The 13,762-nt window shown below is 45.2% G+C and carries 8 protein-coding genes; 2 read left to right on the top strand and 6 right to left on the bottom strand.

The features are described from left to right. Positions 1 to 193: 193 nt before the first annotated feature. The 6 genes from RIG66_RS27235 to RIG66_RS27210 all read right to left on the bottom strand — a co-directional run bounded on the left by RIG66_RS27235 (position 194) and on the right by RIG66_RS27210 (position 11,280). Positions 194 to 1,465, bottom strand: a complete 1,272-nt coding sequence (locus RIG66_RS27235; RefSeq protein WP_446382218.1) for a DHH family phosphoesterase — start codon at positions 1,463 to 1,465, stop codon at positions 194 to 196. A gap of 133 nt (positions 1,466 to 1,598) precedes the next feature. Continuing rightward, on the bottom strand, positions 1,599 to 2,096 hold the full coding sequence (locus RIG66_RS27230) for an HNH endonuclease (protein ID WP_006105078.1): 498 nt from the start codon (positions 2,094 to 2,096) through the stop codon (positions 1,599 to 1,601). A 292-nt stretch (positions 2,097 to 2,388) separates the two neighbouring features. Next, on the bottom strand, positions 2,389 to 3,909 hold the full coding sequence (locus RIG66_RS27225) for an adenylate/guanylate cyclase domain-containing protein (RefSeq protein WP_446382215.1): 1,521 nt from the start codon (positions 3,907 to 3,909) through the stop codon (positions 2,389 to 2,391). A 116-nt stretch (positions 3,910 to 4,025) separates the two neighbouring features. Further along, on the bottom strand, positions 4,026 to 5,291 hold the full coding sequence (locus RIG66_RS27220; RefSeq protein WP_446382213.1) for an RNA-guided endonuclease InsQ/TnpB family protein: 1,266 nt from the start codon (positions 5,289 to 5,291) through the stop codon (positions 4,026 to 4,028). A 351-nt stretch (positions 5,292 to 5,642) separates the two neighbouring features. Beyond that, complete coding sequence (locus RIG66_RS27215; RefSeq protein WP_446382211.1) at positions 5,643 to 6,698, bottom strand: diguanylate cyclase domain-containing protein; 1,056 nt, start codon at positions 6,696 to 6,698, stop codon at positions 5,643 to 5,645. A gap of 202 nt (positions 6,699 to 6,900) precedes the next feature. Next, entirely contained in the window at positions 6,901 to 11,280 is a 4,380-nt protein-coding gene (locus RIG66_RS27210; protein ID WP_446382210.1) for a PAS domain S-box protein, read from the bottom strand. Between the two features lie 1,142 nt (positions 11,281 to 12,422). Between RIG66_RS27210 and RIG66_RS27205 the strand changes: the two genes are divergently transcribed. Further along, a complete protein-coding gene (locus RIG66_RS27205) occupies positions 12,423 to 12,623 on the top strand; it encodes a hypothetical protein (protein WP_446382208.1) in 201 nt (66 codons plus the stop codon). Between the two features lie 469 nt (positions 12,624 to 13,092). Further along, entirely contained in the window at positions 13,093 to 13,602 is a 510-nt protein-coding gene (locus RIG66_RS27200) for a CIS tube protein (protein ID WP_446382207.1), read from the top strand. The last annotated feature ends 160 nt before the right edge of the window (positions 13,603 to 13,762 follow it).

The raw sequence follows: 13,762 nt of genomic DNA, 5'->3' as shown, positions 1-13,762 counted from the left end.
TTCTATGTCCTGCATTTTTCAACGATATGGGCTTTGGGAGTGCCAAATTCAACCACAGCAACGTAGCCAGGAGCCACGGTGTCTGAAGGACTGATCTGCTTTAGCTTCATATTAACTCTGGATTGGATAATGCTTTCATAATCGCATGAATAAATGTGGATGTGGAGCCTGTAATATAGGAAGCCACACTCGTTTAATCGGCATGAATCACATTATCTTTGGGATTAACTAAGCGCCAGAGTTTTTGCTTGATTTGAATATCAAAGACTTCCCATTTGAGCTTGGTGTATTCGGTATTGTCATTAAAGCCACCTAAGAAGCCAATGGGGATTTCAAACCCCCCGGCGGTCATGCGTCCACCACCGAAGAATCGTCCCTGATTGTCTTGACCAAAGGCTTCCTTAATAAATTCGTCGGGATCAAGGGTAATTTTACTGGTTCTCAAGGAACCAATCACGACTTCGACTTCTTCGTCTTCGTTGTGAACAATCCCGTATACGACAGCCGTATGGACATTTTCTTCAGTCACCAAAAAGTCAGCGGCTTGGGGAATTGCATCCCGGTCATCGTACCGTAAATAGCCTACCCCCGCCATCGAGAAATTATTCTGGACAATGCGGTTTTTCAGCGATCGCTCGATCACATCCATGACTCGTCGCGATCGCGCGGTTTGCAGGACAGCATTAAGTAACTGTACGTCATAAAAACGGCTCAAATACGCCGCCGCTAGGAAATCCTCTTCCGTCGCCCGCATCAAGCGATCAGTATCGGCACGTAGACCGTGCATTAGTGCTGTAGCACACTTAACATGGGTACTAATGCTACTATCAAGCTTGAGTAACCCGGTTTGTAGGTATTGGCTGAGGATCGTAGCAGTCGCCCTTGTCTGAGGTCGCAAATCGGTAAATTCTGCCTCCAGATTATCCTGAGGGTTGTGATGGTCAATCAGGACGACAATGGGGACACCTGCTTGTTTGACAAAGGGCATTAATTGGGTTGTGGTTCCCTGATTATCCACCAGCACACAACCTTGATACACGGAGAAATCCCGATCCTTCAATGTCTGAATTCCCCAGCGCTTAGCAGGTAAGTTGGTCAACTTGACCAAGGCAATGTTTTCCTGATGAGACAAAGTTCCTGCATATACAATGTCACATTGAATATTGTACTGTTGAGCAATTAACTGGTAAGCCCAAGCACTCGATAGAGCATCAGGATCAGGGAAATCTTGAATGACAATAAGCTGGCGTTCTGAACTGTGACGATCTAAAACCTGTTGCAGTTCTCCTATTTTAGCTTGGGATGCATCAAAACGCTGCCGACGTTCACCGGTATTGTTACTGCGGTTCTTGGGATTTTTTTGGGAAGTTTTTTGTTGGTGTGAAGCCGCCGCACTCCCATCAGAAGGTGATGCTTTAGGGGGGAGAGCGTTATTATTGACAGATTTAAGTGAGTTGGATTCCATCGCGGACAAGATATTCAGCCATCATAGTTTTACACCAATCGCCCCTGGAATAGGGGCTGGTGATTGAATGGGCATTGGAACCCACTCTTATACCTTATAGCCCAATATCTGAAATTAAATTTTTTCAGGGATCTTAAACACCAATCACATACTTTCGCCATTCCTGATGGACTCCGCCTTTAACCTGTTTAGCCACCTCAAAGTGCAAACTGCTATAGGGTCTGCGGGGTTGATGTCGTAATATCATGTTGGCTTCCTTAGGGGTTCGGTTGCCTTTTTTGACATTACACCGTACACAGGCGGTGACAATGTTTTCCCAAGAATCTCCCCCATGTCGAGAACGGGGAATCACATGATCGAGGGTTAAATCATCACCCGTGTATCCGCAGTATTGACAAGAATGACTATCACGATAGAGGATATTGCGGCGGGTTAAGGGAATTTCTTTGTAAGGAACCCGAACGTAATGGCGCAAGCGAATAACGGTGGGAAGCGGTAACTCTGGATAGACATATTTGCCGTTGTGTTCAATCTGTTCCGCTTTGCCTTTGAGCATCAAAACAACCGCTCGTCGCCAATTGGTGACATTGAGCGGTTCGTAGGAGGCGTTTAACACCAGAACCTTGCTCATTAGGAGATCGAAATAAAGTGAATATTATTCCAGATAGTAACACAGGTTGATGAGGCTGGGTCATATTTTCATGATCACTTATCAAAGCTAAACATCAGCGCGATCGCGGATTTGTCATTCTCCAACGCCGGATTTTTTTCGCCCAGCTTGCGGGTTCAGTCTAAGATTTAAGTTAGGCGTATCCTATATCTAGTGTTTTCAGTTTTGATATTAATCATTTCAACACTAAATATAGAAGTTTAGATCACGGCTTCTCCGCTCCCGGAACGAACTTAACCGAAAATGTTTCGGTCTACTGAATTTTTTTACCCCGCAGCCAATAGGTTGTCATTTCTCCCTTACCTTTAATCTGAATCACACCGCGTTCCTCAAACTCGTATTCCTCTTTGAGCAATTCATAGGTCGCCTGTGTTACCTGAATGCGACCTGGTAAGCCATGAGACTCCATGCGGCTAGCCGTATTCACCGTGTCACCCCACAAATCGTAGCTAAACTTTTTAATGCCAATCACACCCGCGACGACAGGCCCACTATTGATTCCAATCCTGAGGCGAAAATTTTCTCCGGTTTCGTGATTAAATTCATCAATGGCTCGCTGCATCTCTAACGCCATCTGCGCGATCGCCTGAGCATGATCCAGACGCCGCCGAGGGAGTCCCGCCGCTACCATATACGCATCGCCAATGGTTTTAATTTTTTCTACGCCATGTTCCTCGACGAGTCGGTCAAATTTGGAGAAAATCTGATTCAGCAGTTCAACCAGTTGAGTCGGTGAGGTTTGGGTAGAAAACTTGGTAAAATTTACCAGATCGGCAAACATAATCGTCACCCCTTTAAAACTCTCCGCGATCGTGCGTTGACCCCGCTTCAACATCTCTGCTACAGGTTGAGGTAAGATATTTAACAGTAAGAGTTCGGCGCGTTTACGGGCGCGAGTCAGGGCAACTTCAGCTTGTTTTTGTTCGGTAATATCCGATACTGTTCCTTCGTAGTAGAGGAGTTTACCCGCTTCATCTTTAACCGTATCGATATTTTCCACAATCCAAATAATGCTGCCATCTTTACGATAAACCTGAGACTGAAAGTCGGATAAGGTATTGTAGCGCTGTATTAAAGCGGCTAACTCTTCCTGGCGTGTGGGTTCAACATACAATTGTTCGCCAATATTCCTCACCTGTTCCATGAGGTCTTCGGGGGAGGTATAGGCTAAAATTTTAGCTAGGGCTGGATTCGCGGTGATATAGCGTCCCTCAGGCGTGGCTTGGAAAATGCCCTCGGTAGCTCGTTCAAAGATACTGCGATATTTCTCTTCCGCTTGACGCAGGGAAGCTTCTGCTCGTTGTCGTTCTTGAATTTCGGCTTGGAGTTGCAGATTTTGCTCCTCTAGCCGCTTTTGCAGGTTCCGGAGCGCCAGATGGGTTGTCACTCTGGCTTTAACTTCTTCCTGCTGTACGGGTTTAGTGATGAAATCTACGGCTCCCAGATTCAATCCTTTGACTTTATCCACCGCATCAGACAGCGCACTGAGAAACAGTACCGGGATATCCCGTGTGGCTGGATTCGCTTTTAGGCGACGACAGGTTTCAAAGCCATCAATCCCTGGCATCATCACATCCAGTAAGATGAGATCGGGTTTGGCATACTCGACTTTTTGCAGAGCGCTTTGCCCATCCTGCGCCACCAAAACTTTGAAGCCAGAATCGGTTAAAAAGTCAAAGAGGACACCGAGATTATGAGGAGTATCATCGACAATAACGATGACGCCTTGATTAGAATGTTCATCATTCATCGGGGCTGACGTAGTTTGGTTCATAGTTCATAGTTCATCGTTCAGGGTTCATTACCTGATGAAATTGCCATGAACGGTAAACAATAGATGGTGACATCCTCCTACACCAAATCAAAGATTATGGTGTAGGCTTCCTCAAATCACTTTGAAGATTTCCTGGTTACTCCCTTTCGGGGTTGCGCCACTTGCCTAGATTGGTTTTGGTTTTCACCAACCCCCGGTAGATCGGCTGCACAGGCAGTTTCCTTTCCCGCAAGTCCTGCGGTACTAATTTGCTCTATTCCTCGGTTTCTGATTACCTGACCACTGGCTACATCCCTATCAGTTTTGTAGCCACAGTGAGGGCAATCATGTACCCGGACGCTCAGGTCTTTTTTGACTTCACCTTTACATTCAGGACACTCCTGAGAAGTGCCTCTGGCATCAACAACAGCAAAAAACTTTCCTCGCTTCCAACACACATATTGGGTGATGGTACGAAATTGACCAAACCCTGCATCAAGCATCTGCTTACCCAACATCCCTTTGGCGCTAACTCTATAGTCCAAATCTTCCATGAAAACCATATCGCCAGCATCGCAAAGGGCGTGAGCTTGCTTGAAGTGAAAGTCTTTCCTGATGTTATCAATGTGGTGGTGAAGTCGGGCAACCTTGAGTCGTTGCTTCTCATAGTTTTTTGACCGCTTCTGTTTTCGCTTACGCCTGCGTTGCAGCAATTTCAGCTTGCTTTGCAGCTTCTTAAAAAAATTAGGCGGCTTGATAACAACTCCATCGCTGGTCGCCAAAAACTTCTCTAGCCCTATGTCTACCCCAATTGGGTGTCCATGAGGTTTTGGATCGGGGACACTGACAGTACACTGAATATTGATAGATGCATACCATCGGTCGGCTTTCCGAATGATTCGTACTTGCTTAACCGTGAACCCAGATGGAATGGGTCGGTGCAGGTTGATAGGAATTGCCCCAAGTTTGGGTAGCTTAATATGCAAATCGGTTACAGGGTTTTCCTTAAACTGAGGAAACAGTAGCGATTTAAACTGTCCCACCTTTTTAAATCGGGGAAAGCCAAACCCACGAGACTTAAAGTAATCCCAGGCTCTATGCAATTGCTTAATCGCTTGCTGAAGGACTTGGGAGGGAACCTCTTTTAACTTGGGGAATTCCTTCTTAGCTTTAGGCAAGTTGTTAAGCTGTTGAACCTCGCCAGGAAACTTAGCATCGGCTGGAATGATGTACTCTTTCTCTAGAGAACATCTATCAATCAAACATTTGCGACTATTGCACCAATCCTTTATCTCCCCTAGTGCATAGTTGTAGGCACGTCGGCAAATTTCCATCCACTCAATCAACCGTTGTTCTTGAGCGGCATCTGGATAGATTCGGTAGCTATAGTTAAATGTCAGCATCCCCCCATTATATAACATTTTATTAGCTAGTGGTGTACTATTAAATGTTAATTTTAGAGAGATTGAATCCCGTAAAATTAACTTGGGGGAGTTGTGTATCCCAACGCTGAATTAAAACTACAGCGTGGGTCTTACAACTCCCCCAAACCCCCTACTAAGATAAGCCTGACATGGAAGATACACCAACCTCAAAATCAAGCCAGAGCAGATATATGGGTATTGTTGCCAATCTGTTACGTTTACTTGGCGATCGCAGCTATTTTATTGTCTCCTGTTAGAAGATTAACTATTGTCCTATTCCTCTACTCCCAGACGTGCCATGGCACGTCTCTACATAGCTTCCCCAGCCAATCACTGGGGTGAGGAACGAGAGGGTGAAGGTATAGAGCATACACTCTGAGAGTGAGGATCGTCCAGTGGCAAAAAAATCGCGCAATCGCGTCCCGTTTCTTTTGCCTGATACAATGCTTGATCCGCCGCCGCTATTAGTGCTTCCGGAGAGGTTTGATGACAAGGAACCGTGCTAGATACCCCCACACTTAAGGTGACAGAATTTTTTATCGGCGATCGCGGATGCGTCAAACCTAACTGAGTCAGCTTCGACTGAATAAATTTGCCCACTTGTAACGCGCCTTGGGCTGGAGTATTCGGTAGAATCACCGCAAATTCTTCTCCTCCATAACGGGCGACTAAATCGGCGGGACGCTTTACCACCTGTTTCATCGCTTGCGCCACCTTATACAAACATTCATCCCCAGCTTGATGCCCCTTAGTATCATTGTAAAGTTTAAAATAATCCACATCACATAAAAGCAACGACAACACCCATTGTTCTCGTCGCGAAATCCGCCACACTTGGTTAAAATATTCATCAAATCGATGCCGATTCGCCACCTGAGTTAAACTATCTAACGTGGCTAAACGCTTCAGTTGAGCATTCGCTTTTTGCAGTTTTGCCTCAGCCTCCTGACGCTGCTGAATCTCCTGTTGGAGTTGCTGATTTTGGACTTGCAGATTTTGGCGTAGCTTTTGAATCGTCAGATGAGTATTCACCCGTGCTAACACGATTTCCTGTTGGGTGGGCTTAATAATATAATCAACTGCGCCTAATTCAAATCCTTTGATGATAACCGCCGTTTGAGACAGGGCGGTAAGAAAAATTACTGGGATATCGTGGGTAGCCGGATTAGCTTTCAGACGCCGACAGGTTTCAAAGCCATCAATTCCTGGCATAATCACATCCAGCAAAATGATATCGGGATGCTCAACTTCAGCTTTTTTGATTGCACTGTCACCATCCCTTGCCACAATAACCTGAAACCCTGCCTCACTCACAAAATCTAACAGCACTTCTGAGTTGGTGAGATTATCATCAACAATGAGAATTGTTTCTTTGTCATTCGTCATTTTTTATTCGTAATTTGTTAATCGTCATTAGTCATTTGTCCTTCGTCATTTGTCATTTGTCATACTCGCTGTCGCGAGAAGCAAGCTACGTCATTTGTCCTTCGTTATGCATTCAGTTGGGGCGGGTTTAATTACATCTGGGTGAAGAAAAACACGATAGTAGTAAAACCCGCCCCTACAAACCAAACTAAATTAAACAATTTTAATCCCCTCTATCGTTCATGTATTTTTTCACAAATTCTAGAATTTGTTTTTCCTGAAAACCATTGGCTAAACGGCGCAGTTTCTTGGCAAATAGAACCCATCGCGAATTAAGTTGTTCAAGTTTATCGGCTTGCTCACTAATCCCTTTAATATCACCCATCATCGCTAATTCATAAAGAACATTCATTTCCTTTTGGGGCGGTGCAACAATCTTTGAGGCAGTAATCGAAACCTCGGCATTTTGATCAGGTAATCTTTCTGAAGGGTAAGCACTACTAGGTGCATCGTCGGATTCATAAATCCACTCTAAATCGAGATGCTTTTGCAGAGTAGCAAAGAGAGTTTTAGCTTGTATAGGTTGTCCAATAAAATCATCACAACCTGCGGCGAGAGATTGCTGTTGTTTTTCACCAAAAACGCTAGCTGAAATCGCCAACACAATGGTATCCCGTAACGATGGAATTTCTCGTATCCGTTGAGTCGCTTCTAATCCATCGAGTTTTGGCATGATCAAATCCATTAAAATTGCGTCAGGGTGTTCTTGTTGCGCTTGCTGGAGACAGTCTTCACCATTGATCGCTTCGAGTACCTCAAATCCTAAGGGTAACAACAAGTTGACTAAAATTGAACGATTTTGCCATTGATCATCAGCAATCAAAATTTTGCGCGGATAACCGCGAAACCCAATAATAATTCGATCTTCCACCACATCCGTTGCTTGATCCGGAGAGACGGCGGGTAACTCTAAATCAACATAAAAGGTACTCCCTTGACCAACATGACTTTCGACATGCAGTTCGCCGCCAAGGAGTTGAACTAATCGCTGACTAATCGCTAATCCTAATCCTGTTCCTTCCACCTGGCGATTTCGATCGCCAATTTGATGGAAGGGTAAAAATATATCGTTTAATTGTTCAGCCGCGATGCCAATTCCGGTATCTTCAATTTGAAAGCGCATGGTGCTAGATGCTTCTGTCGCTGGTTCTTGGGCTGAAGTATAGCCCACTTTAAATGTGATACTCCCCTGATCCGTAAATTTAATCGCATTTCCTAACAAATTAATTAGCACTTGTCGCAATCGTTTTTCATCACCCCGGACAATTTTAGGTAAAGGAGAGAGAGGTTGATAGTGAAACGCAATGGCTTTTTCGTCCGCCCGGATACGAACCATTTCGATAATGCCTTCCAGAAAATGGGGAAACTGAAATTCGCTTAAACATAACTCCATTTTCCGGGCTTCAATTTTAGACAAGTCTAAAATATCGTTGAGTAGGGTTAACAGGTGTTCCCCACACTGTTGAATAATACTTAGTCCCTGCTGCTGCTTGGCGGTGGGATGAGGTTCGCGTTTGAGAACTTGGACATAGCCTAAAATACCGTTGAGGGGAGTGCGGAGTTCATGACTCATATTCGCCAAGAATTCGCTTTTAGCATGATTGGCAGTTTCGGCTTCTTGGCGGGCTTGTTCCAGGTGTAAATTCTTTTCGGCTAATTGTTGACTAATTCGGGTTTGTTCTTCTAACAGTTGACTCTGGGCGAGGGCAATTCCTACCTGATCCGCGAGTTGACTCAACAGTTCAATTTCAAACATTTCCCACTGTCGCGGACCACTACATTGATGGGCAATTAATAGACCCCAGAGGTTCTCTCGTTGTAGAATGGGAACGACTAAATTCGCTCTCACGCCAAAGGGTTGTAAAAGTTCGATATGGCAGGGTTCTAAGCCAGCTTGGTAGAGATCCTCGATCGCGCGAATGCGCCCTTGGCGATATTGATCCAGGTAGCCTTCCCGAAAACAGGGATCATGAATTTCTTGTCCTTGAATCGGCGTCCAACCGGGAACCACGGCTTCAGTCATGATCCTCCCGGAACCATCGGCGTTGAGTTGGTAGATCACCACTCGATCCACTTGCAAAATTCGGCGCACTTCCGTTACTGTCGTTTGCAGGATGGCGTCGAGTTGTAAGGATTGGCGAATCTTCAGCGTAATTTCGGCAAAAAGTTGTCGTTGTAGGGTTTGACGGCGCAGTTCAGCCTCGGAATGCTTGCGTTCGGTGATATCTTCAGCAATCCCAGCGATACGGGTCATTTTACCCTTGTCATTGAACACCCGAAACGTCCGCACCCAAACCCAGCATTCACTCCCGTCGGGACGTAAAATGCGGTATTCTTGTTCAAAGTCTTGTTCCCCTTGCAGTTGTTTCCCTAACGCCTCCGCCACGCGATCGCGATCATAAGGATGAATATTATCTAACCAGGTCATCGGCTGGTCGTACAGACTTTCGCGGGATCGTCCCCAAACTTCCTCATAAGCGGGACTCAGATAAAACATGCGGCTTAAATCGGGTGTGGTTAAAAAGAACACTTCCCGAATATTTTCCGCCAGTTGGCGGAATTGTTCCTCTCTCTCTAGTAAGGCGGCTTCTGCTTGTTTGCGATCGCTGATATTCGTATGTGTCCCGACAATGCGTGTCACCTTACCATTTTCATCCCGCAGAACCAATCCGCGCGATAAAAACCAAGGGATTGAACCATCGGAGTGAACCATGCGAAACTCTAATTTCCATTGCGATAGTTCACTAACGAAAAGTTGATCGATGCTAATTTTCACCATCGACTGATCTTCTGGATGAACCCGCGCCATCAACTCATCAAAGCTGGGAGTATCGCGATCTTCGGGATAACCAATCAGATGCAGGAATTGGGGGGAATAATAGTAGGTATTGGTCTTGAAATTAATATCAAAAAGTCCGCTATCATTCGCTTGAATCGCAAGGGCAAACCGTTCCTCACTCTCTCGTAATGCCGTTTGCGTTTCCTGGCGCTGAGTAATATCCAATGCCATGGACGCAATACCGATAAGATTCCCTTGGCTATCAATTAGAGGCGTATTGTACCATTCACAAATAATAGTTCTGCCATCTTTAGTGATATTTTGATTACAGGAACGAGCAACTTGTTTGTCATACCACAGTTTAGCTTTAATCTGTTTAATTTGAGCTTGGACAGCCGGAGGTACAATTAGGGTAGACGGATGACCTAAGGCTTCGTCTCGACGATAGCCAAAAATGGTTTCCGCCGCCGGATTCCAATCCACAATATGCCCATCGGTATTCCATTCAATCACCGCCAGGGGCGTTTGTTGAACCAAGAGGGCGAGACGTTGATCATTTTTTCGCAGCGCCTTCTCCATCTGCTTCTGTTCCACCACTTCGGCTAAGAGTTGGCGATTAGCGGCTTTCAGGGCGGCGGTTCGTTCCTGAAACTGTTGATCGAGATGGGCAACGATATCACGAGACTGGGTGTCGCGATCGCATAATTCTTGATAAGCCGTGGCGCGATCGTTGACAATAGCAGCGACAATCAGGGCGGTTATGGCGAAGATGGCGATAAACACATCTTGGGAAACGATAATCCGATTAAACGACTCAAACCTCTCAGCCTGTTGCCAAAAAGCAATACTCGCGACTACACCAATCCCCAATGTTGTGATCCGTTGACCCCATTGTAGGGCTGACCCTAAAATAAACGGAAATAGCAAATACTTTAAGTCAAGTTGAACAAAAGGCTGATATAACAACTCGCTTAACTGAGTAGCAAGTTGGTGATGAAACTGGACTCCGATCGGATTAGAAGCCGTTAGGCTATCACCTGTTACAATAACTGAGGAACTAGCTGGAATCGAGAAAACACCAAACACCAACCCACTCACGATTCCCAATCCAATCAGCCAGACTCCAACTTGCCAGATGTGCCTAAACCCGCCCTTACCCAAGTTTTGAATAAACTGCATAACTTCCCTATCATCCCCATTTCCCCCATCTTCCCCATCTCCCTCATTCCCCTCATCCCCCGACTGCATCATCGAATAACCCTGAGTCAGCAGTACAGGCGTAACAATTAAAAGTCCCATCGCATGACTCAACCACCATCGCAGCCAATCCCCTGCACCCCATTTCCCCGCCAAAACTTCACCCAACAGACGAAGAGTCGGACTCACCAGGGAGGATAATAGAACCATACCCACCAGGAATTTGACCACATCCCGGCGACGATTTAACCCTGGATGCATCTCCCAGGATTCAACCAACGTTACACCCAACCAAGCTTGTAGCGTACAGCCTAAACAGGATGCGATCGCAACCGTTCCCGGAATTCCCATCAATATCGCCCTAGATAACTCTCCCAAAGCCACACCCAGCCACAGATTGCGCCCCAGTAACAAGAGGGCGGCTTGACTAATTCCAGCGGGAATCCAGATCAAGGGGATAATCGTCTGACGGCTAAAAATTTGGGCAGTAGCGATATAAATTAGCGTCAGGGCTAAGACATTGAAAAAATATCGTCCTAACGGAGAAAGATTCCAGGTTTTGTTCATCGGACTTTCTGACGTTTAAATTATCCAGGATGAATGATTATACGCTGTGAAATAAAGTCATCAAGCGCTTACTTGGGGCGGATTTATGGGGGCAATCGAGATAGCACCAATACCATTCCCACAAAACCTATCCTTTCCCCATCCGCCAAGCGGTTACAATCTCAACTCTAAAACTCAGATCACCATCGTGGGGAATAGGGAGAGCGATCACCCTTAGAGTTTAACATTTTAACTCAAAGCAATAAATTCAAACTAAAGCTAGGTTCGTAAGTACCTGGACATAAATTCTGTACCTTGACATTCACCTTAAAATTAATAGTACTGAAATAAGCATTAGGGAATCGCCGAAACCTTTTCTATACCGTAGTTTTGGCATTTTCCACCAGTATACCATTCAGTAACATTAGATTTTATTTTCTATGGTGTCGCGTTAGCCTAGCGGGATGTAGTAAATTGTTGTTAAACCAGTTACCCAGAGATGACTGTGATCTTCATCATATTAATCAAAAAATAATATCACACTTTCCTCTCAGCTCTCTCACAAGTTGACCATCTGAATATCACCGGACTTAAGGACAAGTAACACAGATTACATTTGGACAATGAAGAATAATTTGAATAGTCAAAACACATCAGATCAGATATCTCTCAGAATCTAAAATCTGATCCACCTGTTTTCATCTACATCTTGGGTCTTGCTATGAACCTTTGGATCATCAGTCTATACACGCTTGTTTCGCTTTATTTATTAGTCGCTTGGTTTCGCTTTTTTAAACAAGGAAGAGGAATGTCAGATCAGCAAAAAGTTTTATCGTTACTCACCATTGGCGTCGCCACAGTATTTTGGCCCCTTGTTCTCCCCATTGCTTACGTAAGGTTATTGAACACGACCGTATCACAATCGTAGAGATGTTCTGCTGAACCAAGTTAAAAACATTAGGCAAATTGTTTCACAAAGGGTGCATCTAATTAAACTCAACATTACCGGATTCCAGCTTTGTAACCTAGAATAGCTCGATAGCTATTTCACAACTCATCCAGATAGACTAGACAATCAAGTAATAATTAGCAAATTGAATAGACATCTGATATAATAGCTGAGACTTGGACAAATTGTGTTTATTTATACCTGGAGTTTAAAGATGACACTTTTTCTTATTAGTGTTTACATGTTGACTGGGCTTTATTTATTAGCCACTTGGTTACGCTTTCTCAAAAAAGAAGCAGGACTATCACCACAGAAAAACGTCTTATCTTTCCTCACTGTGGGCATTGCGACGTTATTTTGGCCCCTTGTTCTCCCCATTGCTTACGTGAAATTATTAGATGCTACAGCATCGTAATCGTAGGGATGTTCCGGTGGAACATCTTTAACAAGACTGAAACCAATCACGCACCAGGTTAATTGAACCCTGGAATAAGTAGGTGGACACAATTAAAGTTAACGGATGAGATTAGGGAACACCTCGGACTTCGGCGTGAGCGCTCAGACTTCGGCGAGCGATCAGTCGAGCCGTCGAACGCTTATTTCGACTTACCTAGGCTTGCCTCGACTTCGCTCGGCAACACGCTCAGTAACACGCTCGGCAACATGCTCGGTGTGTAACAGGGAACAGTAAGGGTTTGAGGGCGGTTTACCAAACTGACTCCGGAGCGTGCCGTTTTCTTTTGTCCGACTACTTAAGAGGGACTTACCTTACAGGTGGGTAAGCCCTTTTCTCAACCCTCTGGTAGAGTAGTCAGTAAGAGTCTTTCGGGAAAACTCAGCGTCATTGACAATCTCCGGAAAAACTGAGTCAGAGATAATCGATCATGTCACAACTGGTAAAAGCCCAACTGATTTCCACAGATGGTGGGGGAACAATTGATTTCATGTTCAACCCCAACCAGTTGGCGTTTAGCCAGCAAATTAACTTAACAAAAAGTAGTGGAGCGCGAACGGGTCGAGGATTACCCAAGGTTAACTTTGCTTATCCTGAACCCGTTACCCTCTCGATTAACGATATTATTTTTGATACCTATGAGACAGGTGAGAACGTCCTCCGCCATCTGAAACAGTTTGAGAAAGCGGTCAATTTTGCCGAGTCGGGGGAAGGAAAGGAAAAACGTCCTCCCACTTATGTGTTTACCTGGGGATCTCAGGAGTATATTCGCTGTTTTGTTACAAAAGTTGATTATAACCTGACCATGTTTCTGCCCGATGGGACACCCGTCCGAGTGTCGGTAAACCTGACGTTGGAAGAAATTGATGAGTCTGTGTCTCAACCAGGGATGGGAACGCCCCAACCCGGTGCTAGCCAGCGTCATACTGGTGGGCGTTAATGTAGGGGCGCACCGACGTGCATGGGTGTCAACTTAAGCCACATTACCCACGATAGGATACTGGGTGTGGGGTATGGGGTGTGGGGTGTGGGGGAAAGCGAGCAATTTTGGGGAGCTATGTATTAAACGGAACCTGTTTGAAAAAAACATTGTGGATGAA

It is taken from the genome of Coleofasciculus sp. E2-BRE-01 (assembly GCF_040221695.1).
GTDB lineage: Bacteria > Cyanobacteriota > Cyanobacteriia > Cyanobacteriales > Coleofasciculaceae > Coleofasciculus.
The sequence above is the reverse complement of the archived record's forward strand: the minus strand, read 5'-3'. Positions and strand labels throughout refer to the sequence as shown.